The sequence below is a fragment of the Limnohabitans sp. Hippo3 genome, from assembly GCF_003063665.1.
Lineage (GTDB): Bacteria > Pseudomonadota > Gammaproteobacteria > Burkholderiales > Burkholderiaceae_C > Limnohabitans_A.
On the sequence record NZ_NESF01000008.1, the window covers coordinates 59,555 to 85,318 of the forward strand.

Here is a 25,764-nt window from a genome sequence, read left to right on the forward strand (position 1 = left end):
CGCCCGATCGGCAGATCACTTCAAAGCATTGATCTTGGCGTAAATCGCATCCGCACCAACCTCTTTGGCATAAGCGGCCATGACAGGATCCACCAGCTTTTGCATCTCGGCGCGCTGAGTAAACGGCACCTGCTTAAGCTTGCCTTCCTTGGCGTATTTGTCGAGCTTGGCCTGGTCTTCAGATGACTCAACCTGGCGGCCATAGGCGCCGGCTTCCTTGCCAGCCTTGATGATGGCCTCCTGCAAATCTGCAGGCAGTTTCTTCAAGGTCTTGACCGAGAAGCACAGAGGGCGGATGGTAATGGCGTGGCGCGTCATCAGGATGTTGGGGGCCACTTCGTAGAACTTCATGGCCTCCACGCCAGCTGCTTCGTTTTCACCGGCCTGGATCACGCCGTTCTGAATGGCGTTGTAGACCTCGTTATAAGCGATCACCGTGGGGGTCATGCCCACTGCGCCAAAAGTCCGGCTCCAGATGGGCGCCCCCTGCACACGCACCTTGAGGTTCTTCAGGTCAGCCAGATTGCCTGCGGACTTGTTGGCAAAAATGTTGCGCACGCCGCCGCCTGCATAACCGATGAGTTTGACTTCGGCTTTTTGTTCCACTTCATCGGCGATGGGCTTGAGCACGTCCTGATCCAGCACCTTGTTCCAGTGGTTCAGATCACTGAACAAGAACGGCGCATCGATGAAGGGAGCCGCTTTGGAAAAAGTGGACATGTGAGCTGGCGAGACGATCGCATAGTCCACCGCTTTGCCCTGGTTCATGTACGCAAAATAATCTTTCTCAAGACCCAGTTCGCTGTTTTTGTGCAGCACGAAATTGATGGGCTTGCCATAGTATTTTTTGACCAGCTCTTCAAACCGCACCATCGACTTGGTGAAGGCATGGTCGTCACCAAACTGGGACGCACCGTGCAAGGTAATGGCCGCTTGTTGCGCATGCACGCCCAAGGCCATGACCGAAGAAAGAACCACGCCAAGCAAAGGCTTCAAAACTTTCATGTGTATGTCTCCTGTAGTGATATCGACAACAAGCTGGCTGCGCTGTTGTTTTTTCACTGTAGGACAAACCAACTCGAAATGTCTTGGGGTAAACCATGTATCCACCGTGCAGCTGTCACGTAGGCGTCCACAGACTCTGGCACCCTTGTCGAAGAAAGTGATACCTTGAACCACACTTGCTCACATGGTCAGCGCACGCCTGTTGTCACATCAGGACATTCGGGGTTTTAATTCATCATATGAAAGAGACACAAATGAAACACATCGGTTTTATCGGCGCTTCAGGCTTGATGGGCCACGGCATTGCGAGGAATTTGTTGGCCAAAGGTTTTCAGGTGTCCCTGACCGCCCATTCACGGCGCGAACCCCTGCAGGACCTGCTGGCGCAAGGTGCCAAACTGGTGGAGCGCCACGCCGATCTGACGGCCTGTGATGCGGTCATCATTTGTGTGACCGGCTCCCCTCAGGTCGAAGCCGCGCTCGAAGGCCCCAGCGGCTTGTTCAGTCAGGCCCGCCCGGGGTTGGTGGTGGTGGATGCGTCCACCAGCGAGCCCGACTCCACCCGTCGCCTGGCCGCGCGCTGTCAAGCCCTGGGCATGACCCTGGTCGATGCGCCCCTGGCCCGCACACCGGTCGAAGCCGAAGCTGGCAAGCTCAACACCATGGTGGGCGCATCCCCTGAGGTCTTTGCGCGTCTGGAGCCGGTGTTCAAGGCCTATTGCGAAAACATCTTCCATGTCGGCGAAATGGGCGCTGCACACGTCATCAAATTGCTGAACAACTTTCTGGGTCAAGCCATCACCACCGCTGCCGCAGAGGCTTTTGCCGTGGGTGCCAAGGCGGGAATTGATGTGGCCCAACTGGTGCGGGTGGTGTCGGCTGGCGCGGTCAATTCGGGCCTGTTCCAGGCCATGGCCAAAACACTGGATGGCGACTACACCGGCCTGAAATTCGAGCTGAACAACGCCTCGAAAGACTTGCGCTACTACGTGCACCTGACCGAGAGTGTGAAAGCCCCCTCATTGGTGGGCACCAGCGTGCACCAAAGCCTGGTGACCGCCTGCGCCCTGGGCTACGGGGCGGAGCTGGTGCCGTCGCTGGTCAAGGCGCAAGCACAAATCAACCAGGTCACCATCGCCAAAGGCAGCTGACCCATGGGTCAACGCATGGGCATGGCCCTGGTGGGTTTGGGTGCGGCCTCGCAGCCGCACCTGCGCAGTTTGCAAGACCTGGCGGAGCGGATCGACCTGCGTTACGCGGTAACGCGTCACCCGCATCAAGACCGCATTCGACCCTACGCCGGTCCAGTGCGCGTGATCTCTGCACTGGACGAAGCCCTGCAAGATCCGCAGGTCCAGGCCGTCATCGTGGCCACACCCCCGGCCACGCACCTGGCCATTTGCCAGCAATGCTTTGCTGCGGGCAAACATGTGCTGCTCGAAAAACCCCTGGAGCTCGACCTGCAGCGCTCTGCCCAACTGGTCGAGGCGGCCCAACAATCGGGGCTGCACCTGGGAGTGGTGCTGCAGCACCGCTTTCGCGAAGCCTCGGTCGTGTTGCAGCAATTGCTCACGCAAGGGCGCTTGGGCGAAGTGCAGGCCGCTTCGGTGCGGGTGCCCTGGTGGCGCTCGCAAGCGTATTACAACGAACTCGGGCGCGGCACTTTGGCGCGTGACGGAGGTGGCGTTTTGCTCACCCAGGCCATCCACACCCTGAACCTGTTTCAGGCTTTGGTCGGGGTGCAATCGGTCAAAGCCGCCACAGTGCGACAAACCCGCCTGCACCAGATGGAAACCGAAGACCATGTGAGCGCCCTGCTGGTCCTGGGCAACGGCGCCCCCGGCGACTTGATGGCCACCACGGCGATGTACCCCGGTTATCCGGAAACGATCGAGGTCATCGGCACGCTGGGCAGTGCACGCCTGAGTGGTGCCAGTCTGGAAGTGAACTTTCTGACGCAAGAGACCCTGACGGTGACCAGCGAAGGCGGCACCGGCAGCGGTGCCAACATGATGGATTTTTCACACCAGCCCCACAAAGACCTGTTGACCGATTTCATCGACGCAATTGCTTCAAACCGCCCACCCCGGGTCACCGGTGCCGATGCGCTGAGCACCCACGCCCTGATCGATGAATTGCTGCGCATGGGTTCATCGCCGCTGTGAGCTGATTGCTCACAAGGCCACGGACCGGAAGCCTGCAAAGATGTCCTGACGCTCGGGCACAAAGAAGTTACGGTAACGCACATCCACCACATGCGCTGAGGTGGCCGCGCATGCCCCACGCAGCACGCGGTGCGTGTGCCACCAAGGCGCTGAATAGTCGCGGTAGGGATGCACCTCAAAACTCGGATAGGGCGCGAAGTCGCTGGCCGTCCATTCCCACACCTGTCCCCACGCAAAACCGGACTGCTGCGCAGCGCAATCCCACTCGGCCTCGGTGGGCAAGCGCCTGCCCGCCCATTGGCACCAAGCCTCAGCATCCTGCGCGCTCAGGTGCACCGCCGGGGCTTGCAAGTCCAGCGCTTGCCACCGGCCAAAGCGCTGCGCTTGCCAAGCCCCATGCTCCCAGCGCACGTGCGGCGGCATGGGGTGACCTGTGGCCTGCACAAACGGCAGGTAACGCGCCCAGCTGACAGCCTCTGCGTCGATGCTGAAAGCCGCCAGCGCCACCGGGTGGGCCTGGCGCTCGTTGTCGAAAGCGAAACCTGGCCCCGCATGGCCGAGTGTGTAGACCTGCGCCGCCACATGGATCTGTGCTGGGGACTCAGTCTGCAACCAGGGGGCACCCGTACGCCAGCACAGGGCCTCGGGCAAGGTCAGTCCCAAAGCCTGCGCCATGTAGACCGAGGCTTCGTTGTGCATGTCCTCGTGTTGCAGGGCCAGCCGCCAGAAATACAGGTCATCGTCGCTGGCTACATGACCTGCGTCGTGCTGCACCTGCACCGCTTGCAAGTGGCCCAGGCTGCGCTGCAGCACCTGCGCCAAATAGGTCTGCGTCCCGGCCAGATCGGGCAAAGACAAAGCCCAGCGGCTGTCGTGCGCCACCTCGCTGGAGTTGTAGAGCGCATCGGCATGGGACAGCAGCGAGGCGTCAAAGTCCGCGCCGCTGCTGGCACTGCGCGTGCCCAGATGGTGCTGGCGGTTGCGCACTGTCCACCATTCCTGAAACCAGGCGATGTGACCCCACTCCCACAAAGGTGGGTTCATGCCGGGCAGGGGCGGCACCGACAAATCGGGCAGGGCGCTTTGCCAAGCCTGCATCAGCCCCAGCGTGCGGGTGCGGGTGGCTTGCAGGGCGCGGGCCAACGCCGCAGGCCCGGCGGTGCGCACAGCGCTGTGCACGGGCCCCAGGGAAGCTGAAAAAGACCCGGCCAACGATGCGCCTGGCCCTGTCTGCCCTGCCCCTGCCGTGGTACTGCCATTCATGTATAAACCGCCCATGCAAAAACTTCGTGTGGTCATTGTCAGCCCGGCCTTGGCCGACGCCAACAATGGCAATTGGCAAACGGCGCGCCGCTGGCAACAACTGCTGTCTGCGCATTCTGCCCGCATCGTGCGGCAGTGGCCCGATGCCCAGGCTGACACGGACGATGTGATGCTGGCACTGCACGCCCGCCGCTCGGCCGAGGCGGTGCAGGCCTGGCACGACAGGCACGGCCAGCGGGGCCTGGGCGTGGTGCTGACGGGCACCGACCTGTACCGCGACATTGCCCATGACCCGCAAGCGCAAAAGTCTTTGGCACTGGCGCATTCCTTGGTGGTGCTGCAGGGGCTGGGGGTGCAAAGCCTGCCGCCCGAGCACCAGGCCAAGGCCCGCGTGATTTTTCAGTCCACCGGCACGCGCCAGACCTTGCCCAAAACCAAGCGCCACCTGCGCGTGGTGATGGTGGGCCATCTGCGCGAAGAAAAAGACCCGCTCACCCTCATGGCAGCAGCCCGACTGTTGCCACCCGACGCTGGCGTGTTCATCGACCACATTGGCGCAGCGCTTGACCTCGTGCTGGGCCAGGCCGCAGAGGCCACGCAGGCGCAATGCCCCCATTACCGCTGGCTGGGGGCTGTGCCTCACGCGCAAACGCTGCGACGCATCCAGCGCGCCCACCTGCTGGTGCACTGCAGCCGCATGGAAGGCGGGGCGCATGTGCTGATGGAGGCGATGTGCAGCGGCACGCCCGTGCTGGCCTCGCGCATCGACGGCAACGTGGGCCTGTTGGGCGAAGATTACGCGGGCTACTTCGAGCCCGGTGATGCACAGGCACTCGCCGATTTTTTGCTGGCTTGCCGAGCGCCGCAGACCGGTCACAGCCTGGTGGCACACTTGGGGGATCAGTGCGCCTTGCGCGCACCCTTGTTTGAACCTCAGGCCGAACGCGCCGCCTTGCACCGCTGGGTGCAAGACCTCTGGACCCATTAAATGCAATCATCCCATCAACCTGTTTTGCGCGACCTGGTGCTGGTCGGCGGCGGCCACAGCCATGTGGGCGTGCTGCGCATGTTCGCCATGAAGCCCGAGCCCGGTGTGCGCATCACCGTGATCTGCACCGACATCGACACGCCCTACTCGGGCATGCTGCCCGGCTACATCTCAGGCCATTACAGTTTTGACGAGGTGCACATCGACCTAGGCCGCCTGTGCGCCTTTGCCGGTGCACGCCTGTACCACGACGCCGTGGTCGGCATCGACCGCAAAAACCAGAAAGTCATTTGCCAAAACCGCCCACCCGTGGCCTATGACCTGCTGTCCATCAACATCGGCTCCACGCCGCAGGTGCAACACATCGAAGGCGCACCCACGCTGGCGGTGCCCGTCAAACCGATTGCGCAGTTCAACCAGCGCTGGCTGGCCCTGCTGGAAAAGGCGCGGCAGTGGCCATCGCACAGGGGTCGCATGACGATCGCGGTGGTGGGCGGTGGTGCGGGGGGCGTGGAGCTTCTGCTGTCCATGCAGTACCGTTTGCGCCACGAGCTCAAGGCCCTGGGGCGCAGCCCCGAAGATTTGAAATTTGTGCTGCTGACTTCAGGCGACACGATCTTGCCCACACACAACCCAGGCGTTCGCGCACGCTTTGTCAAAGTGCTGCAAGAGCGCAATGTCGAGGTGCACACGCATGCCGAGGTGGTGCAGGTCTCGCCCGGCTGCCTGCACACGCGCGATGGCCGCACCTTCGATGCCGACGAAACCATGTGGGTCACACAGGCCGGTGGCCCGGCCTGGCTGCAAAGCACGGGTCTGGCGCTCGATGACAAAGGCTTCATCCTCGTTCACCCCCAGTTGCAATGCCTGAATGACCCGCTGGTGTTCGCAGCGGGCGATATTGCCTCGTTGGTGGAACGCCCGCTGGAAAAAGCAGGTGTGTTTGCCGTGCGCATGGCCAAGCCTTTGGCCGAGAATTTGCGCCGCAGTTTGCGCGGCCAAAAACTATTGGCTTACCACCCACAACGCCACTGGCTGGCCCTGATCTCGACCGGCAACCGTTATGCCGTGGGTTCGCGTGGGCCTTGGGGCTTTGGCGGTGACTGGGTGTGGCGCTGGAAGGACCGGATCGATCGGCAGTTCATGCGCCGCTTCACCGAATTGCCCGACATGGCAACCCAAGCGCCTGGCACCAATTTGCAGACTGCCATGCGGTCGATGGGCCAACTCCTCAAGGACATCCAGGCGCAAGGCAAAGCCCCCACCACGCGCCTGAGCCTGACATCCGAGGAGTCCTTGCAGGCCATCTCGGCCATCGCCATGCGCTGCGGCGGCTGCGGCGCCAAGGTCGGTGCCAACATCCTGTCCCGCGCACTGGGCAGTTTGCAACCGGTGGAACGACCGGATGTGCTGATCGGCCTGCACTCGCCCGACGACGCAGCCGTGGTGCGCGTGCCGCCCGGCATGGCCGTGGTGCAGACGGTGGACTTTTTCCGGGCTTTCATCGACGACCCCTATCTGTTTGGCAAAGTGGCGGCCAACCACGCACTGGGCGATATTTTTGCCATGGGCGGCGAGCCGCAAACGGCCACCGCCGTGGTCACCGTGCCGCCGGGCCTGGAAAGCAAGGTCGAAGACCTGCTGACGCAAATGATGGGCGGCGCGATCGAGGTGCTGAACGCCGCAGGCTGCGCCCTGGTGGGCGGACACACAGGCGAAGGCGCGGAGCTGGCCCTGGGCTTTGCCATCAACGGGCTGATCGACGAGAAGATGGACAGCGTGATGCGCAAGGGCGGCATGCAGCCCGGCGATGTGCTGCTGTTGACCAAACCCATGGGCATCGGCACCTTGTTTGCCGCACACGCACGCCATGCGGCCAAGGGTCGATGGATCGCCGCCGCCTTGCAATCGATGGTGCAATCCAATCAGCAGGGCGCTGCCATTTTGCGCACGCATGGCGCCACCGCCTGCACCGACCTGACCGGCTTTGGTCTGCTCGGCCACTTGGTGGAGATGACGCGGCCATCCGGCGTGGACGCCGAGTTGAACATGAGCACGCTGCCCCTGCTGGACGGTGCGGTGGACTGCGTCAAGGCGGGCATCGTCAGCTCCTTGCAACCGGCCAATGTGCGGCTGCGCCGTGCCCTGCGCAACGCGGACGAGTTTGTGGGCGACCCGCGCTACCCGCTGCTGTTTGACCCGCAAACCGCGGGCGGCTTGCTGGCCAGCGTGCCCGCAGCCCAAGCCGCTGCCTGTGTGCAGGCGCTCAAAGCGGCAGGCTACGCGCACACCGCCATCATCGGCCGCATCACCGCGCAAGGCGAAGCCATTGAGCCGGTGCTGCTGAAAACCTGAGCGGCTCCAACGACATGACCACAGAACACTTCACCCACCCCATCACACTGAACGCCGACCTGGCCCAGCGCTGCGTCGTGCACAGCCCCTCGCTCGATTGGGTGGCATCGCCCGCTTCAGGCGTGTCGCGCCGCATGCTCGAGCGCGACGGCGGCGAAGTGGCGCGCGTCACGTCCATCGTACGTTATGCGCCGGGCTCGGCCTTTGCCAGCCACACGCATGGCGGGGGTGAGGAAATTTGGGTGCTCGACGGCACGCTGCACGACGAGCACGGGGTCTACGGCCCCGGCACCTACATCAAGAATCCGGTGGGCAGTTCGCACGCGCCGTCATCGCCCGAGGGCTGCATCTTGTTTGTGAAGCTGCGCCACCTGGACCCACGCGACGACGAGCGCGTGGTCATCGACACACGGCGCAGCCAATGGCGACAAGGCCTGGTAGAGGGCCTCAAGGTCTTGCCCCTGAACACCTTCGAGACCCAAAACACCGCCCTGGTGCGCTGGGCACCGTAGACGTTTTTCAACCCGCACCGGCATTGGGGCGGCGAAGAGATTCTGGTGCTCGAAGGCGTGTTTTCTGACGAGCACGGCGACTACCCGGCAGGCAGCTGGCTGCGCAGCCCACACATGAGCCAGCACCAACCCTTCAGCCGCGAAGGCTGTCTGATCCTTGTGAAAACCGGACACTTGGTATGAGTACCCGCGAACAGCCCCACACATGGACGCCCTGAGTTCAGTCTTGTCACGCATTGCCCTGCGGGCGGGTGTTTTCTACAGCGGCAACCTTTGCGGCCTGCACGATTTCGAGCACGATGTGTTCAAGGGGCATCTGCACCTGATCGAGCGCGGGCCCATCACGCTGCACATGCTGGGGCAAGCCGATGTGCACCTGACCGAACCCACCGTGCTGTTCTTGCCACGCCCTCAATGGCACAGGTTGTCGGCCGATGATGGTGCGGGGGCTGACGTGGTGTGCGGCACCATCGCCTTGGGCGGCGGCGTGCACAACCCGGTCAGCGCCTCGCTGCCCGATGTGGTGCAGGTGCCTCTGTCGGCTCTCCCGGGCGTGAGGGCCTTGCTGGCCCTGATGCGACAAGAGGCTTTTCAGGAGCAGCCAGGCCGCCAGGCGGTGCTCGACCGTTTGTGCGAAGTGCTGATCCTGCAGCTGCTGCGCCACTGCATGGCACAGGGCATCACCTCGGGAGGCTTGCTGGCGGGCTTGGCCGATCCGAAGCTGGGCAAGGCTTTGCGCGCCGTGCACGACGATCCGGCACAAGACTGGGATTTGCCCAACATGGCCGCTGCCGCAAGCATGTCGCGTGCGCGTTTTGCCCACCACTTCAAGGCCGTCCTGGGCCACACCCCAGCACACTACTTGAGCCAGTGGCGCATCCAGACCGCCCAGCAGTTGATGCAGCAGGGCCAGAGCATTCAGCAAGCAGCGCACGCCGTAGGCTATGGCAGCGCAAGCGCATTCACCCGCGCCTTTGTCCGTGAATTGGGCATTTCACCAGGCGCTTGGTTGATGGCGACCTCAAAAGGCGGACCTCAAACTCAGCACTGAGACTTTCGGTCAACTGCTTGAGCGTCTGAGGTACAGATTTTGCAAAATTCACGCCTACGATGGATTGTTCAAAATCCATCTTTGTCATGCGCACATCCGATCATCCACACAACTTGACCATTTGGTGCCTTTGCGCTGGGTGGTGTGTGATTTGTCGTGAATTCAAAACCGCGTTTTTGAGCATGCAGTCCGAACAGCACGAACACAAATGGCACTGGACAGACGTTGAGGATCACGATGAGGCGCTGTCTGAGATCGATGTGCAGGGTTTCCCAAGCATCGTCATTTGGAGCAGCACGGGTCAGTGGTGCTTTGCGGGCACCATCGAGCCGCGGACAGACACATTGCTGCGCCTCATCAGGTCTTCTCTGGCGGATGAACTGCGGTTGACCGGATCAGAAGCACACCACTGGCAAGCTTTGCAACAAATTCGATGATTGGCGAGTGAATGCACCATGAGAGAAGTCATTTCCAACCACTCCGGAAAAATTTTCATCGGTACTTTTGTGCTGTTGTTGGCATTTGGAAATTACTACTACCGCTGGCATCTCAAGCCACCCGTGCCGCAATACAAAAGCCAATGCGAAAAAGAAATTGCCGAACTGGATCAGACCATCAAGAACCAATATGGAACCGGTGCGCTTCGCGTACTGAATCTGCGTGATGATGCCAAGGTCACAGAAGCCGAAATCAACGTAGCTCGCAGCATTCGCCGAAACGCAGTTCAACTTTTGCAAAACGCACAAGAGAGACTTTGTCTGGAAGACATGGCCAATGCCCGTCAGGTCATGAAAATGCGGTAGTGGCCTGCTGGCAATCACCCGCCTCGGCGCACCGTGCGTTTGTCGCGCATCGTCATGAACTCTTCGGCCGATGTCGGGTGGATGCCAATGGTGGCGTCAAAGTCGGCCTTGGTCGCCCCCAGGTTCAGGGCCAGCGCCAGGCCCTGAACGATCTCGGGCGCATCTGGCCCTACCATGTGCACACCTAGCACGCGCTGGTTGGCGGTGTCGACCACCAGCTTCATCAAGGTTTTTTCAAGGCGGCCCGAAAGCGTGTGGCGCATGGGCTTGAAGCGCGATTCGTACACGTCGATCTCGCCGTACTGGGCCAGCGCCAACTCTTCGCCCAAACCCACCGTGCCAATCGGCGGCTGGCTGAACACGGCCGAGGCCACATGGCCCAGCTGCGCCGCTTGGCGCTCCGGCCCAAACAGGCTGCGGGCCACTGCACCGCCTTGCGCCAGCGCCACCGGGGTCAAGGCGATGCCCTCGGTCACATCACCCACGGCGTAGATGTGCGACACCGCGGTTTGGCCAAAAGCGTCCACCTTGACACCTCGGCCCGGGGCTGCGCTCAAGCCCACTGCGGCCAGGTTCAGGCCTTCGGTTTGCGGTGTGCGGCCGGTCGCATACATCACGGCATCGAAATGCTCTGCGCCCGTCACAGCGCCATGCAGCTGCACCGCGATCTGGCCGCCGGCCATACGCTCAAGTGAAGCGGCTTGGGTTTCGGTCAGGACGCGGATGCCCTTGCGCGCGATCTCTTCATGCAGGTGCTGCGCCACCGCGCCATCGAAGCCGCGCAGCAGCTGCACGCCCCGGTGGATCAGAGTCACTTCGGAGCCCATGCCGTTGAAAATACCCGCAAACTCCACCGCGATGTAACCGCCCCCCACCACCAGCACACGCTGTGGCAAGGTGGGCAAATCAAAGGCCTCGTTGGAAGTGATGGCGTGCTCGATGCCAGGAATGTCGGGCAAGGCGGGGGTGCCGCCCGTGGCGATCAAAATGTAGCGCGCCGTGATGCTCTGACCGTTCACGCTGAGGGTGTGCGGGTCTTCAAAACGGGCATGGCCCTGAAAAATTTGCACACCCGAGTTCTTCAACAAGTTTTGGTAGATGCCGCTCAAGCGCGTGATCTCTTGCTCCTTGGCTGCGACCAGGCGAGGCCAATCGAAGGAGGCCGGAGGCACGGTCCAGCCAAAACCGGCCGCGTCTTCCAGATCTTCGGCGTAATGCGAAGCCTGCACCAACAGCTTCTTGGGCACGCAGCCCCGGATCACGCACGTGCCGCCGTAGCGAAAGCCCTCGGCAATGCCCACCTTGGCCCCTAGGCTGGCCGCCACGCGCGAGGCGCGCACGCCGCCTGAGCCGCCGCCAATCACAAAGAAATCAAAGTCGTATTGCTGCATGAGGTGCTTTCGTCCAAGAGTTCGTCTGATTCTGACAGGGCACGCCATGCATCACGCGTATGCACCCACACACGGTCAAGACCCTGAGACGAATGGTCAATTTCTGCAGACATGGGGCTTATACGATGTCTCTTTCTCCATTCACCAACAGGAGCCATCCATGTCCAATCCCTTCATTCAGAACCTCAAGCCCATTGACCACGCCAGCGCACAGGGCGCGCAAAAAGCCATCCTCGATACCGCTCTGGCGCAAGTCGGCTTCATCCCCAATATGTACGCCAACATGGCCAATGCGCCTGCTGTGCTGAGCACCTACCTGCATGGCTATGCTTTGTTTCGCAAAGAATCCGGCCTGAGCGCACCCGAGCAAGAGGTGGTGTTTCTGGCCGTGAGCCAGGCCAACGGTTGCACCTATTGCACTGCCGCGCACAGCATGATTGCTGACAAAGTCTCTAAACTCGCCCCCGACGCGCTGCAAGCTATCCGCGCAGGCCAGCCGATGGCCGAGGCCAAACTTGCCGCGCTCTACGCCATGACCACCACCATGGTCAAAAACAATGGCCAGCCCGATGCCGCCGCTGTGCAGGCCTTTTTGGCAGCCGGCTACAAAGAAAGCGACCTGCTCTACATCGTGTTGGCGATCTCGGTCAAGGTGCTCAGCAACTTCTCTAACCACGCCTTTGGCACCGTGGTGGACGAGCGCTTTGCGGCCTACAAAGTAGCCTAAGAACTGTCACATCCAACGCAGACTATGGCCTCGACATCCACGACAATTGGGGTTCATCACCGAGTTTTTGCTGCATGACGCCCACGCACGTTCCCGAACAATTTGACCGCACCATGGGCTGCACCGCAGCCGAGCTGATGAGTTGGTTGCCACGCTCCTTGCCGGATGCCCAGTTGGCAGTGGACGCCACGCTCGGGCGCTGTGTGGCCAGTTGGTCCGAGGGCACGCTGAGTTTGCGGTGGTCGCCCTTGCCTGATCGCTGCATCGCGCTGCTGCGCATTCCGCAGTTACAGGTGCACTTTGCGTTTCAGGGCTTGGACGATGCGGCGCGTTACGCGCGGCAAAAATTCTTTGACCTGCACACCCACCGAGGAGGCGGTTAAGCCATGGCCATTCAAGGGGTGGTGTTCGATGCCTACGGCACACTGTTCGATGTGTATTCGATTAGCGCTTTAGCTGAAAAGCTGTACCCCGGCCAAGGCTCGGCCCTGTCAGTGATCTGGCGTGACAAGCAAATCGAGTACACGCGCCTGATTTCGCTGAGCGACCCCAATTCAGAGGGCAGTCGGCATTACCAATCGTTTTGGGACATCACACGCGCATCGTTGCGCTATGCGCTGGCCCGTTTGAGCTTGGCGCACACAGCGGCGAACGAAGACGCGCTGATGGCGCAATACGCCGAACTCACGGCCTTCCCGGAAAACCTGGGTGTGCTGCAGGCCCTGCGCCAGCGCGGCGTGGCCACGGCGATTTTGTCGAACGGTAGCCCCGAGATGCTGCAATCGGCTGTGCGCAGTGCGAGCATGGCCGACCTGCTCGACGCCGTGTTGTCGGTGGACAGCGTGCGCCAGTTCAAGACCACCCCCACGAGCTACCAGCTGGTGCAGGACCACTTGGGCTTTGCACCCGCTGATGTGTTGTTCGTGTCCAGCAACGCCTGGGATGCGCTGGGCGCCACCTGGTTTGGCTTCACCACGCTGTGGGTCAACCGCCAGGGCCTGCCCCCCGAGGCCATTGGCCCATCACCGCACCACACAGGGCGCGACCTGACCGAGGTGCTGCAGGTCTTGCAGTTCCACTGACAGCAACTTTGCCCCGACTGCCGCTGTTTGGCTCAACACCCCACGCCATGCACACCTGACCATGACCAGCATGCGAGAGGCCTGTCCTCAAAGTCTGAAAACTCAAGATTCCTGACCTGCTGCCGATATCAGGATGTGGTTGATTGTTTTGGATGCACTGGCCTTGGACTGTTGATGAAAAACTGGCGTCTTTCCCTGCTCGGCCTTGTCATAACGATGCTGGCCCTTCATTGCCCTGCGCAGGCTCAGTCCCGGGCAGGCGGATGCCTGGTCGCCGAATTCAGATCGCTGGCTTTGCTGACCCACGATGTGGGCGAGCGCATTGCCAAAGTGAACGCCTGGCTGAAACAAAAAGGCCCGCGCTGCACGCAAGCGCAGCTGGCCGCCATTGCCTCCAACCGCGCCACATGGCTGGGCACGGCCGACACGATTGAAGTGGCGGGCCAGGTAGACGGCTTGATCGAAGCCAAAATTGCCAACGATCCCGACATGATGGCGGCCATGTACACCTCCAAAGGCAAAGAAGCCCGCGCCTCTGTCGAGGTCACACAACCTCCGCCTGCGCCTGCGCCTGTGGTGCCGGCAGCGGCCGGCCTGCCAGCCCCTGCCGCCGCAGGGAACACGGTACAGCCCGTCATCGTGCAAGCGCCCATGGCGGCTTTGGCAGACAAACACGAACCGCCTGACGCATTTTTTGGTCGTCGGCAAAAAGCCCAGATTCTGGAGTACTACGAAGAAAACAGAGGTCCTGGCGAATGCCCAAGAGGCATGGTGAAGCGTGGCGACAAGTGTGAATCCAGAATCAAAGAACGGGATTGGAAGCTTCGCCAACCGCTGGCATCTTCTGAAAAACCCGAGGACTTGCCTACCCCACTGTTGCTCAAGCTCGGCCCACCCGCACCTGATCACCAGTTCAAACGGATCGGCTTCGACATCCTGATGTTGAAGGGTCCCCAAAACATCGTGACAGATGCCGTACTCGACCTCGGCGGTATCCAAGTCAAAGCAGACAAAAAAGAAGAGCCGCCAAAAAGCTGATCGCTTGCGCCCGTAGTTCAACGGGTCCAGTCCAGACCCTTGACCCAGCCCACACTTTGACGACCTGTGTTGTCGCTGTCGGCACCGATCAACACCGCACGCACTGAAGGTGCCGTAGCGCCTGTGGGCAGTTCATCGGCAAACAGCTTGGCAAAGTCAGCGGCCACGTCGCGCGTTTCGGTTTGCCACTGAGACAAGGGCGCGTCCTTGCCTTGCAGGGTGATGAAGCGCACACGCTGGGTGTAGGGGTTTGCACCTTGCAAGCCTGCTGGGTAGGTGCTGTCCCACACATAGCAAAGGGTAGCGGCCGGCAGGTCTTCGCCACTGACGGTGCGGGCGATACGCAACAAGGTGCGCTCCACAAAAGGCACGCGCTCCAGCGGGTGGTCGAACATCACGCACACCTTGAGTGCCGCATCGTCACCCGCTTTGGTCAAGATGTCGGGCGCCGCTTTGCCACCGGTGAGCGGCTGGTCCAGCCGCCAGCGCCATTGCAGGCGACCTGCAGCAACTTGGGGCACATCGTGGACCCAGGTGCCATACGACGCACGGGTGCTGACCTTGAATGCACGCTCACCTTGCACATCGGCCAGTTCAAAGCGCGTGTGCGGGATGTCGGCCTTGGATTTGGGAAAGCCCACAAAGCGCCAAGTACTGGGCGCAGCGCTATCGGGCGGCACCAGAGGCGAAAGGCTTTGCGCACTGGAGCAAGGTGATGCGCAGGCCATGCTCAGCGCCAGCAGCGCAGGGCGGAGTTTCAACAAGTGGTTCATCCACGCCGCCAATCGTGGAACTTCTTCACCCAGGCCAGCAGCTGTTGCGGCGCGTGGGCCCGCTTCCATTCGCCTGCCGCGTACTTGTTGGCTTCGGCCATCGTGGGGTAGGTGTGGATGGTGCCCAGGATTTTGTTGAGGCCCAAGCCATGCTTCATAGCCAGCACGTATTCGGCCAGCAAGTCGCCCGCGTGTGAGCCCACGATGGTCACGCCCAAAATGCGGTCTTTGCCGGGCACGGTGAGCACCTTCACAAAGCCGTGGGCTTCGCTGTCGGCAATCGCCCGGTCCAGGTCGTCGATGCCGTACTTCGTCACCTCGTACGCGATGCCTTGGGCTTTTGCCTCTTGTTCGTTCAGGCCCACACGCGCCACCTCGGGGTCGATGAAGGTGGCCCAGGGGATCACGCGGTAGTCGACCTTGAAAGATTTGAAGTCGCCAAACAGGGCGTTGACTGCCGCGTACCAAGCTTGGTGCGCGGCCGTGTGAGTGAACTGGTAAGGCCCGGCCACATCACCTGCGGCATAGATGTTGGGGTAGAGCGTTTGCAGATACTCGTTGGTGTCCACCGTGCGGTGCGTGGGCACGCCAATGTCTTCTAAGCCGTAGCCTTGCAGACGGGCCACACGCCCAACGGCGCAGACCAAAGCGTCAAAAACAATCTCCACTTCTTGCCCCTGTGTGGAGGCCACCAAAATTTTGTCCTCACCCCGGCGCTCGCAGCGCAGCGCCTTGTGCCCGGTGAGCACCCGCACGCCGTCGGCCTGCAGCGCGTCGCGTGCCAGCGCAGAGACCTCTTCGTCCTCGCGCACCATGATGCGATCGCCCATCTCGACCTGCGTGACCTGTGCACCCAGGCGGGCAAAACTTTGTGACAGCTCGCAGCCAATCGGCCCGCCGCCCAGCACCACGATGCGCTTCGGAATGTCATCGAGCTTGGCAAACTCGTCCCACAGCGTGTCGCTGGTGACATAGCCCACGTCATCGAGGCCCGGCAAAGGCGGCACCATGGGGCGTGCGCCCGCCGCAATCACAATGCTCCGCGCTGTCAGGCGCTGCACCTGGCCGTCGTTCAAAGTCACTTCCACTGTCCAGGGGTTCACCAACTTGCCGTAACCCTGCAGCACCTCCACGCCCAAGCCGGTGTAGCGCTCCACACTGTCGTGCGGCTCGATGGCTTTGATCACATCGTGCACACGCTGCATCACCGCCTTGAAGCTGAAACTGGGCGCGGTGTCGCTCAGGCCGTATTTCGCACCGTGGCGCATCTGGTGCGCCAGCTTGGCGCTCTTGATCAAGGCCTTGCTCGGCACGCAGCCGTAGTTCAGGCAGTCGCCGCCCATCTTGTGCGCCTCGATCAAAGTGACTTTGGCTTTGACGGCAGCGGCAATGTAGGCTGACACCAAGCCTGCCGCACCACCGCCGATCACGATCAGGTTGCGGTCAAAAGTCTTGGGGCGAACGCTGGCCCAGCGGGCATAGACCTTGCGCTTTTGAACGGCCGCCACCACACGCCGCGCCAACAAAGGGAAGATGCCCAGCAACACAAAGCTGCCCAACAGCGCCGGGCTCAGAATGCCCCGCACCGAGCCCAACTGCGCCAGTTGCGTGCCCGCATTCACATACACCGCCGTGCCCGCCAGCATGCCCAACTGGCTCACCCAGTAATACGTCCAGGTCTTCATGCGCGTCAGGCCCATGAGCAGGTTGATCAGGAAAAACGGCACCACCGGAATCAAACGCAAGGTGAACAGGTAGAACGCGCCCTCTTTGTCCACGCCCGCGTTGATGTCGGCCAAGCGCTGACCAAAACGCGCTTCGACCCACTCGCGCAGCACAAAGCGCGAAGCCAGAAAAGCCAAAGTGGCACCGAGGGTGGAAGCAAACGACACCAGCAGCAAACCCTGCCACAGGCCAAACACAGCCCCACCGCCCAAGGTGATGATGACCGCGCCCGGAATCGACAGCGCCGTGGCCAAGACGTACACCCCAAAGTAAACGGCGGCCACCATCACAGGCTGCTGTGCATAGAGCTGGTCAAAACTCGCTTGGCTGGCCTTGAGCTGTTCAAAGCTCAGATAACGCCCCAGGTCCAGCGCGACAAAAGCACCGATGGCCAGCGCCAGCAAGAGCAACAAAACAATTTGACGAAGACGCATAAAGGGGGAACTCCTGATGGGGCGATGAATTGGCGGATGGTGCGAGATGTGCGCTGCCCAAGACCGTGAACGATAACGCTGATGAACTAACAGTTCGGTGCGGCTGGTCAAAAAGTTACAAGTGATCGTCACCACCCGAGCAAACCAACTGCCAGGCCAGGTATTCAGAGCGACGCAGCCGGTAACGGGCCACACTGCCCTCGTGCAACTGGTGCAGTGCCTCGGTATCTCGATCCTATTTTTTACTCTTATCGCCCTTGCGTTTGACCTGAGAAACGTCAACTCCAAGTGCTTTTGTGACCTTCAAGACCCGGTCAAAGTCCGATTCAATTTTTTGCGTTCGATTGAATTCCGCGTATTCGGCCAAAGCTTTCTGGTCCGCCTGCGTCTTAGTGATCCGGCCTTTATGCGTCAGCACCTCGTACTCGTTGAAACTCAGGAACTTATCCACGCTGGTGGCCATATCGGCCATGCCCATTTGCACACGGTTTTCGATGATGTTTTCGATGTAGTCGAAGAAGCTGGAGATGGTGCGCTCCAGGCGCTTGATCTCGGGTTCAGTCAGGTAGTTTTTGGCGATGGTCACATCCGAGGCGAGGACTCGCCCATGTGGTGCGTTTTTCCAAGTCAGCAAGCCTGCGTGCGGGGCATTGTGGTCGGCCTTGCTGTGAATGATCTCGGCGGCCGTCTGGCCGGTAATGGCGAAATGGAACTTGTTCTGCACCATGGCATAAAAGTTCTGCGTGATGTCCGACTTGGGATCGTAGTCCACGCTGCACTCAGCGAAGATGTCGGTGATTTGCTGGTAGATGCGACGCTCGCTGGCACGGATGGAGCGGACCCGCTCCAGCAACTCCAAAAAGTAGTCTTCGCCGAAGACTTGTTTGCCCTGCTTCAAGCGCTCGTCGTCCAGGACAAAACCCTTACGGATGTACTCATTGAGAATCTGGGTGGCCCAGATGCGGAACTGGGTGGCACGCTTGGAGCTGACCCGGTAGCCAACGGCAATGATGGCGTCCAGGCTGTAGTGCTTGAGCGTGCGCCGGACGGCCCGGCCACCTTCGTTTTGAACTACCGAGAAATCCTCGGCAGTTGCCGATTCCACCAGTTCGCCTTCGGCATAGATGTTCTTGAGGTGCAACCCGACGTTATCGGGGGTGGTCTGGAACAGTTCGGCCATCAGGCGTTGCGGCAGCCAAAGCGTCTCGGCGTGGATGAGAACGCGGACATGCACTTTTTCATCGTCGCCAGCGTAGAGCAGGAATGGTGTTTCCGTGCCTTCAGTAACCGTGATGGACTGCTTCTCCATCGGAGTCTGTTTCTCTGTCATTTGGCACTCCCCCTGAAGTTTGTTTGGTGAGTGATGGTCATATCGCCACCCCTAACTCGGTTTGCCAAGCATCTAGCCGAGCTTGCTGAAGCAGAGCGGTAAAAAGTGCGTAATGCACTTCGAACCATGGGCGCGCAGGCGATAGTTTTGACTGCTCACCTTGCAGGTGATTTTGAATTTCAACTTGGCTCACTGCGCCTTGCTGCGACTCAATTTTCTTTTTCGCAATCCGCCTTAAGTCATCCTGCTGAATTCGATATTCGGCTTTGAAGCGCTTTGTCCAGCGCGTAGATAGATTGAGCAACTCATCCAGATTACGTACTCTCGCCTCATCGGTCGGATTGACGGCTGCGCAGGTCACACTTCGTGTAATCAATTGGTAATTTACGGTCACCTTTCCATTCCCTGAGCGTAGATAGGGATGAAACCAGTCGTCAAAACAGCCAGAAACGTGAACGGGTTTCTCTCCCTTGTTCGCTGACGAATTGCAGTCGTGGCAAATGGGCAAAAGATTATTTTGGCAAACGCTGAGCAGTGGGTACTGGCCTTTGCTGATCCAGTGGTCCACTTCAGGAGTATCTCCCAGTTCACCGCCGCAAAGCACGCAGAGGTCAAGCGCATCAGGATGCGAACGATGCGCGTCGCAGAACGCCTGAACAAAGCTCTTGTAGCTCACGCCATTCACAGCGGCAGGCGTTCCGTTTGCGAGATAAGGCAACCCTCTTTTTAGACCACGCTCGTAAAAAGCCTCCATTAAACCTTTGAAAGCAGCCCACGCTGGAGCGGCAATGACCAGCGGCGCGGTTGGCCAAGCCGGTGGGGTAGGAAGAAATTGGGCAAAAACCGCAGCAACAGAATTGCTCCAGCCGAGCAGCGCAGTCTTTTCTGGTGCTGACATACCCGCAATGATCTTTGCTTGTTCGAGGCGAGTCGGCTTACGGCCATACAAAAAATTCCATAGCCAATCTGCTTCAATCTGCGTTGGCACACGGGGTGGCACAAGGTTGATTTGGGTTACATCGGCGGCGGCTGTCGTAGGATCGCACAGCCATTTCAGTAGATGCATTTGCAATTCGAAACAAGCGTTAAGCGCACCACAGCAAAATGGTTGCGAGATAGGCTTAAGCATTGCCACCCCGCCAAGTGTTCAGCAAGGTGCGCAGCTCGCTGCGATAGAAACCCGATCCCATCCGGGCAATTAGGCGCTCTAGGTCGGCTACTTCGTCAGGTGTTCCGGTGGCTTGCTGCAACTTGTCTTCAATGAATTCTTGGGCACGTTTGCCAATGCTGTCATCGGCCCCGAACACCGTCATCATCAGTGCGCTGGGGTCGGTGGCGAACGTCGGTTCGTCCACGCTGCGGACGGTCGAGCCATTCTGCGTTTTCTGTACCATCACAATCTCGTTGTTAAACACATCCGAGAGCACAATGGCCGAATGGGTGGAGATCAACACGTCATTGAATGTATGACCAATGGCATCGTCGATGATGTCGACAATCTCTCGCTTCCATTTGTCGTTGAAATGCGTCTCGGGCTCATCGAGTAGCAGCAAGGCGTCCTGCTGGCCTTGCAGTAAGTGGAATAGCGCCATGCGGCCCAGCACCATCTGCTCGCCGTCCGAAAGTTCCTCGTAGCGCAATACGCCGATGTCGGTCAAATCGGAATCGGCGGGCACGGGCACGGGCGCGCGGCGCAAGCGCAGCAGCACATCGTCGAACAGGCCTGCCTGGTTCAACTCCAGCAAGCGGGTAAAGAGCTCAAAGCTGCTGACGTCCTTAGCCCCACCCAGCAAGGCCCACAAGGCTTCGCCTTGGCTGCGGCAATTTTTCAGTTCCGCACGGGCGGGTGACATGAACGACTGCCCTTGACCATCGAATGGCCCTTGAAGGTCGAACCATAAAGTGCGCTGCTGCTCCACCGGGTGAGGCTCTGTGGTCACCTCGCTGGCACACAGCCACCAATCGTGAGCGGTTTCGCGCAGTTTTTGATCCCATTGATCCGTTTGGATACGTGAGCGAAAGGCGATCGAAACCAAATGGTGCCAACCGCCGCGCTCCAGCAGTTCTTGCAGCGGGTTCTTGTTGTTGTCGGATCGGCGCAGTTTGGCCACCGCCGCATCAAGCTCGGCGCGCTGCGAATAGTCTGTCGCCTCAACAAATGCTTGCGGCAGAGTCACCGACAGCAGCGCGCACTTCAACAACGTGGCATCCAGCAGCACGGGACGGCGGAAAAGATCAGCCCCCGAACTGCCCGTGTTCAAGGAACGCCGGGGCATATCTTCGTCGCCTTGTCGTGCCGCTTGCAAGGCGTCTTCATGAGCCGTGGTCCAACCTGCGGGGCGTTCGTCGTTTTGGGTGTCATCACTACTTTCTAGCACGCCGTCAGCACGCTGATTACGGCCCCACACCGAGCGCCAAGGACGTAGGTCGCCTGTGGTGTAAGCCAATACAGCAGAAGGCAATGCAATCTGTGGTGGCGAGCTGTCGCGCAGCGGCCAATTGCCGGGGGCAATCAGCGCCGAGAAACCCGGCGTCATCGGCACACCATGGCTGTTCAGATGTTCGATGCAGGTATCAAACACCTCCTTGTCGTTTTGGTCGTCAAACGCAAAGCGCTCGTGCAGCCATAAGCTCGCTTGTTGCCTGTTGCCCGGACAGTGCAGCAGCAAGGTGCGGTGGTTGGGCGATCCGCGCACCCCCAATTCGTACACCAAGCTCACTGGGAACGCAGAGACTCGCAAGTCAGCCAGCGCCAGGAACACCTCGGCCACTGCGCGCAGCAGGTTGGATTTGCCACTGCCATTGACCCCGACCACAAAGCGGATGGCACATTCACGTGCCAAGGGCGAGCCGCTGGCAAAACACACCTGGATGTCTGAGATGGGTGGGTAGTTTTGCAGGTGCAGGTAGCGCAGGCGCATTACTTGAGCTCCTCATCTGTACTGAGTGCTAAAGCCTTTCGCAATGTCTCCACATCGGCCATGCGCGTGAATTCTTCTGGTCGTAGAGGGCGAAAAGCCTTCAGATAATCGCGCTCGCCGCTTTCCAAGTCTTGCTTGGGCAGGGTGATTTTGGCGATCAGGCCCAGCGCCGCTAATTGGCTGAGAGAACGGCGGATGCGATTGCCGTGAGACTGGCCGAATGCTTGCAAACGCACGTTTACGGCCTCGTCGTCACAGAAGCGAGCGAATACGTCTGGATCTTCCACGAGCAAGGGCTGGCCGCTTTGCTGGCAATACTCGGTGAAGGCCGCTAACACTTGGCGCTGAAACTCACTCAGCTCGCTCAGTAGCCAGTGGCGGGCGGAGCGTGTCGAGCGTGTGGTGAGGTCGGCTTGTTTCGTAGCGGTGACCACGACGTTAGCACTAAGAGTGATTTTGGTGCCACGTTCGCGCAGCAGGGCATCACGGGTGCGCGATGCTTCTACGATTTCAGAAGCGTGATCTTTTCGCCATTGAATGGTCAGATCACCGATCAAAGCCTGTTGGCCAACGTTGGACTGTAAATCGGCAAACACGTCTAATTTGCCAATCATCTGGCTGCGGAGTTCTTCAACAGCACGTACAAATTTGGCGAACTTCTCTTGCAGAGGTAGCGGTGGAAGCGGCAACGTAATTCGCCCCAATCCTGTCGGACTGACATTAGCCATGCTGACGGCCTGCTTGGCCGAATTCAAAAGGCGATATTTTCCGTAGGAACTATTTAAAGTAGCCCAAAGGAATTCAGGCAGCATTTCTGGCTTCAAGCGAAAGCGCACGAGGTAAGACGCAAAACTGTATGCACCGGTAACTGGGCGCCAGATTGCACACTTGCCGACCAGCTCCTTTGAGTTCGTCCGATTGAACAGCAAGTCACCGTCTCGCAATTCGGTAGATTCGATGTCTTTTTTGGACAGACTGGCGTACTTCAAATCTGTCAAATCCAACCAGCCGCTAGTGGTCATGCTGTTCATACGCAAGACAGCATGCGTCCCATTCTCGCCCATGGCTTCGGATACTCCATACTGAGAGTCAGCTACATAGTCGCTAATCCGAACCGGATCAATCAAGCCATCAGCTGTGAACCATGCGCCAAAGTACTCCCAGTAAGCCGTCCGAATTAGATGATCAACTTGATCGCAAATAGATTTCTTGGCCTTTGCCACCACATCTGCTTGCCGCAGCACATCGACAATGCGCTGTTGTTCGGGGCGTGTTGGGAGAGCAATTTTTACCCTCCCCAAATCTTGCAATCTAATTGACGGATAGCTGGGGTCTGGAATGACCCTTGCAGCATCAAATTTCGTAGACCACCAATAGAGGAAATCCGCTTCAATTAATTCAGTTGGTTCAAGAATCGCTAGGTGAGATACAACACAGGCATCCACCCCTAGCAGGGCACGCTGGTTCAAGAGTGCAGATGCCCCACTTTTAGGCAACAGCAAAGAATCTTTTCGCCATTTTCGAAGGCGCAACTTCTCCACAGCTTCTGAAGTTAGCTGGTCACGACTGCTCTTAATGCGAATATCTTCTCTTGGGGTAGAAAGGTCGCTGACGCGAATGAATGGTTCGCCACTCTCTTGAAACCAATGTTCCTCTTGAGGAGCACCATCGCCAGATCCAATTAAACAAACGTCTGCCAGTCGCAGTGTGGCCCAGTGTGTAGGCAAACTCATTCTCTTCCCTCCATCATCGCCAGCAACTTGTCCAACCCCTTGATGATGTCCTTCTCGGTGGTTTTGAGCGCGTCGATCAGCTCGGCTACGCTCTTATCGCTCTTGAGTTGGGTGAAGTCAAAAGGCTTGTACTGCCCAGCGGACAAGTTCCAGTCGCGGGCTTCGATGCAATCGGGGTCAAGCAGGCCGTCCTTGAGTGTGCCCTTGTCGTCATAAAGACCCTCGACCAGCATGGCTTGCACATAAGCCGGGCGCACCAAGCCATCGACATCGTGTGAACCAATGAGCTGGCCATCTTCGCTTTGCCATTCATCGTTGCGCGCCCAGTCGCGCACGGGCACCACCCAATGTTTGGCGGCTTTGAGTTCGGTGGCTTGATCAATCGCCAGGCTGCGCAGGGTAACGTCAAAGCCATCGAGTTTGGCCACTTCGCGGGCTATAACTTCCAGCGCTGCGTTCAGATCGGCCACCTGATCATGGTGACTCAACTGCACCGTAGACGCTTGCATAACGGTGTTTTTATGGGAAGCCAGCCCTGCGTTCAGCGCGTCCTTGACCATGTCCTTCCACAGCGGCAGGGCTGGACCGTCTTCCGATTCAAAAAATCGCTGCACGTCACGCGCTGCGCGGTTGAATTCCTGCTGCGGGACTTTGATGGCTTTTTGCCAGTCGGCCAATGCATGGTCTGCATTCATTGGTCGATCGGCAGTTCCAGCGGCACGCCACTGTTCCCAAATGGGCAGAGTAGCTGGTGCAAAGAATTGAATCACCAGGTCGTAAAGCATCTTGCTGGCGGCGTTGCGTACCTGAATCTCTGCGGCCTTGGGGTCGCGGGGGAGTTCTGGAAACAGCTCATGTACACCCCACACCTGACCATCCCACATACTGGTATCAGGCAGCGAGGCGAAAGCTTCACCGGCGGGGGTGAGTTTGTCGGCGGTGTCACGCAACAAGGCCTGACGCCAGCGCTCAGAGTGAAAGCTAGGTTGCAGCAGGGTTTTTTCGTGGCGCTGTGCAGCTGATCGCCCGTGGGTGATCCAGGCCTTGAACTTTTCGAGCGCATCCCACAGGTCGTTCTGTTGCCCGGGGCGGGCGTTGCGTTTGGCGTCTTTCGAGTAACCGTCTTCCTCCACCTCGTAGAACCATACGTGTTCACTGAGTGGTGCCGCGTTGCTCGGCAAAGTTTGCTTGCTATCGCGGCGCGTGACCTTACGAAAGATCACGATGGAGGTTTTGACGCCGGTATAGGGCTGAAACACGCCACCCGGAAGGGAGATGATGCCTTCCACCACATGTTCAACAAGCAGCTCACGGCGCAGCCGCACATGGGCATCGGTGTTGCCGAACAGCACACCCTCAGGAATGATCACCGCACAGCGCCCGCCGATATCGAGCAAATCGAGCATCAGCCAAAGAAAGAGCAGTTCGCTCTTGTTGGTGATGGATTCGTCTTTTTTCTTGCCACCACCACCGACACGCGGGAACAGCACGGTATCTGGCTCCAGATCGCCACTGTCGACCGTACCGGTAAAGGGTGGGTTGGCCAGTACGAACTGGTAGCTGCCCGGTTCCAATAGTTCTTTAAGCTTGGCCTTGCCTTCGCGTTTGCTCAGTGAGTCGCCCTGCAACAAATGCGGATCGGTAACATCGTGCAGCACCAAGTTCATCCAGCCAATGCGGGCCATGGTGCGGTCGTTATCGAGACCGACGAAGTTGGCGCCGTTATGTATGGCCGCGTATTGCTCGGGTGTAGCGGCTGCACCATCGGTGCGGTGTGGGGTACCGTCCCATTCCAGCACGAGATTTTCTTGCGCTGAATATTTGCGCATCAGGTGCTGCTGGGTACTGAACAAAAAGCCACCCGTGCCGGCAGCCGGGTCGATGATGCGCTGACCGGGCTCGGGGTCGAGCAACTCAACCATGAAGCGGATCAGATGGCGCGGCGTACGGAACTGACCGTTCTTGCCTGCGGTGGCGACTTCGCTGAGCAGGTACTCGAAGGTGTCGCCCATGATGTCTTGAGCAGCAGAGCCTTCACCGGCACGTGCAAAAAGCTCATCAATTTTGTCGATAGCGTCGCTCAGCACCTTGCCCTTATTCGGATCAAGCTGAAAGTAGGCATCGGCCATGCGGTTATTGAGGCTGGCCAATTCCGTGCCATCAGCGCTGGTAGCAGTGAAATGCTTGTCGAGCTCGCGCAGCCATGGAAAAACCACATCGATCAGGTGCGTGGGGTTGGTTTTGTCCTGCCGGATGTAGCTCCACTTGCAGGACTCGTATCCAAAGTAGATCGAGGGAAAGCCGCGTTGCTGACGCTTCAGGTCGATGTCTTCCAAGCGCTTGAGAAAAAGCAAATAGGTGATTTGTTCGACTGCAACCAAGGGGTTGGTGAGGCCTGCCGCCCAGAAGCGGCTCCAGAGTTCGTCGACTTTTTTCTTGATATGAGGGGCTAGCATTCAGTGGTGTCC

21 protein-coding genes and 1 pseudogene are annotated in these 25,764 nt (G+C 59.5%); 12 read left to right on the forward strand and 10 right to left on the reverse strand.

Annotation, left to right across the window (positions count from 1 at the left end; translation table 11 throughout):
* Positions 1–15 precede the first annotated feature (15 nt).
* Complete coding sequence (locus tag B9Z34_RS09975) at positions 16–1,005, reverse strand: TRAP transporter substrate-binding protein (protein ID WP_108427967.1); 990 nt, start codon at positions 1,003–1,005, stop codon at positions 16–18.
* Between the two features lie 254 nt (positions 1,006–1,259).
* On the opposite strand from B9Z34_RS09975, the gene B9Z34_RS09980 reads away from it, so the two are divergent.
* Positions 1,260–2,156, forward strand: a complete 897-nt coding sequence (locus tag B9Z34_RS09980) for an NAD(P)-dependent oxidoreductase (RefSeq protein ID WP_108428034.1) — start codon at positions 1,260–1,262, stop codon at positions 2,154–2,156.
* Between the two features lie 3 nt (positions 2,157–2,159).
* Positions 2,160–3,170, forward strand: coding sequence for a Gfo/Idh/MocA family protein (locus B9Z34_RS09985; protein WP_108427968.1), 1,011 nt, complete (start codon positions 2,160–2,162; stop codon positions 3,168–3,170).
* Between the two features lie 9 nt (positions 3,171–3,179).
* On the opposite strand, the gene senA is transcribed toward B9Z34_RS09985, so the two are convergent.
* Complete coding sequence (gene senA / locus B9Z34_RS09990) at positions 3,180–4,349, reverse strand: selenoneine synthase SenA (RefSeq protein ID WP_233249531.1); 1,170 nt, start codon at positions 4,347–4,349, stop codon at positions 3,180–3,182.
* Between the two features lie 97 nt (positions 4,350–4,446).
* On the opposite strand from senA, the gene senB reads away from it, so the two are divergent.
* The 6 genes and pseudogenes from senB to B9Z34_RS10020 all read left to right on the forward strand — a co-directional run bounded on the left by senB (position 4,447) and on the right by B9Z34_RS10020 (position 10,142).
* The gene (gene senB, locus B9Z34_RS09995; protein ID WP_108427969.1) at positions 4,447–5,421 is read left to right on the forward strand and encodes a selenoneine biosynthesis selenosugar synthase SenB; all 975 of its coding nucleotides are present in this window, start codon (positions 4,447–4,449) and stop codon (positions 5,419–5,421) included.
* The gene (selD, locus tag B9Z34_RS10000) at positions 5,422–7,776 is read left to right on the forward strand and encodes a selenide, water dikinase SelD (RefSeq protein WP_108427970.1); all 2,355 of its coding nucleotides are present in this window, start codon (positions 5,422–5,424) and stop codon (positions 7,774–7,776) included.
* A gap of 14 nt (positions 7,777–7,790) precedes the next feature.
* A pseudogene (locus B9Z34_RS10005) lies at positions 7,791–8,471 on the forward strand (cupin domain-containing protein).
* A gap of 22 nt (positions 8,472–8,493) precedes the next feature.
* A complete protein-coding gene (locus tag B9Z34_RS10010) occupies positions 8,494–9,339 on the forward strand; it encodes an AraC family transcriptional regulator (protein WP_108427971.1) in 846 nt (281 codons plus the stop codon).
* A gap of 182 nt (positions 9,340–9,521) precedes the next feature.
* Positions 9,522–9,776, forward strand: a complete 255-nt coding sequence (locus tag B9Z34_RS10015) for a hypothetical protein (protein WP_158268713.1) — start codon at positions 9,522–9,524, stop codon at positions 9,774–9,776.
* A gap of 18 nt (positions 9,777–9,794) precedes the next feature.
* Positions 9,795–10,142, forward strand: a complete 348-nt coding sequence (locus B9Z34_RS10020; RefSeq protein WP_108427973.1) for a hypothetical protein — start codon at positions 9,795–9,797, stop codon at positions 10,140–10,142.
* Between the two features lie 14 nt (positions 10,143–10,156).
* On the opposite strand, the gene gorA is transcribed toward B9Z34_RS10020, so the two are convergent.
* Positions 10,157–11,533, reverse strand: coding sequence for a glutathione-disulfide reductase (gene gorA / locus B9Z34_RS10025; RefSeq protein WP_108427974.1), 1,377 nt, complete (start codon positions 11,531–11,533; stop codon positions 10,157–10,159).
* Positions 11,534–11,693: 160 nt separating this feature from the next.
* Here gorA and B9Z34_RS10030 point away from each other — a divergent pair, with 160 nt between their 5' ends.
* The 4 genes from B9Z34_RS10030 (at position 11,694) to B9Z34_RS10045 (ending at position 14,380) form a co-directional block, all read left to right on the forward strand.
* A complete protein-coding gene (locus tag B9Z34_RS10030) occupies positions 11,694–12,260 on the forward strand; it encodes a carboxymuconolactone decarboxylase family protein (RefSeq protein ID WP_108427975.1) in 567 nt (188 codons plus the stop codon).
* A 74-nt stretch (positions 12,261–12,334) separates the two neighbouring features.
* Positions 12,335–12,643: a hypothetical protein gene (locus B9Z34_RS10035; protein WP_108427976.1), complete on the forward strand. Its 309-nt coding sequence runs from the start codon at positions 12,335–12,337 to the stop codon at positions 12,641–12,643.
* A 3-nt stretch (positions 12,644–12,646) separates the two neighbouring features.
* Complete coding sequence (locus tag B9Z34_RS10040) at positions 12,647–13,342, forward strand: haloacid dehalogenase type II (RefSeq protein ID WP_108427977.1); 696 nt, start codon at positions 12,647–12,649, stop codon at positions 13,340–13,342.
* Between the two features lie 174 nt (positions 13,343–13,516).
* Complete coding sequence (locus B9Z34_RS10045) at positions 13,517–14,380, forward strand: hypothetical protein (protein ID WP_233249535.1); 864 nt, start codon at positions 13,517–13,519, stop codon at positions 14,378–14,380.
* 17 nt (positions 14,381–14,397) lie between these two features.
* On the opposite strand, the gene B9Z34_RS10050 is transcribed toward B9Z34_RS10045, so the two are convergent.
* From B9Z34_RS10050 to B9Z34_RS10085, 7 genes are all read right to left on the reverse strand, one after another.
* Positions 14,398–15,153 (reverse strand): DUF3047 domain-containing protein, encoded by a 756-nt coding sequence (locus B9Z34_RS10050; protein WP_108427979.1) that lies wholly within the window; start codon positions 15,151–15,153, stop codon positions 14,398–14,400.
* A complete protein-coding gene (locus B9Z34_RS10055; protein ID WP_108427980.1) occupies positions 15,150–17,312 on the reverse strand; it encodes an FAD-dependent oxidoreductase in 2,163 nt (720 codons plus the stop codon). The genes B9Z34_RS10050 and B9Z34_RS10055 overlap by 4 nt, the downstream gene beginning before the upstream one ends.
* A gap of 235 nt (positions 17,313–17,547) precedes the next feature.
* A complete protein-coding gene (locus tag B9Z34_RS10060; RefSeq protein ID WP_108427981.1) occupies positions 17,548–18,642 on the reverse strand; it encodes a virulence RhuM family protein in 1,095 nt (364 codons plus the stop codon).
* A gap of 37 nt (positions 18,643–18,679) precedes the next feature.
* Entirely contained in the window at positions 18,680–19,708 is a 1,029-nt protein-coding gene (locus tag B9Z34_RS14475) for a hypothetical protein (RefSeq protein WP_146179637.1), read from the reverse strand.
* Positions 19,709–19,763: 55 nt separating this feature from the next.
* Complete coding sequence (locus B9Z34_RS10075) at positions 19,764–21,563, reverse strand: AAA family ATPase (protein WP_108427984.1); 1,800 nt, start codon at positions 21,561–21,563, stop codon at positions 19,764–19,766.
* Positions 21,563–23,296, reverse strand: coding sequence for a restriction endonuclease subunit S (locus B9Z34_RS10080; RefSeq protein ID WP_108427985.1), 1,734 nt, complete (start codon positions 23,294–23,296; stop codon positions 21,563–21,565). Before B9Z34_RS10080 ends, B9Z34_RS10075 begins: the two co-directional genes overlap by 1 nt.
* On the reverse strand, positions 23,293–25,752 hold the full coding sequence (locus tag B9Z34_RS10085; RefSeq protein WP_108427986.1) for a class I SAM-dependent DNA methyltransferase: 2,460 nt from the start codon (positions 25,750–25,752) through the stop codon (positions 23,293–23,295). The genes B9Z34_RS10080 and B9Z34_RS10085 overlap by 4 nt, the downstream gene beginning before the upstream one ends.
* Positions 25,753–25,764 lie beyond the last annotated feature (12 nt).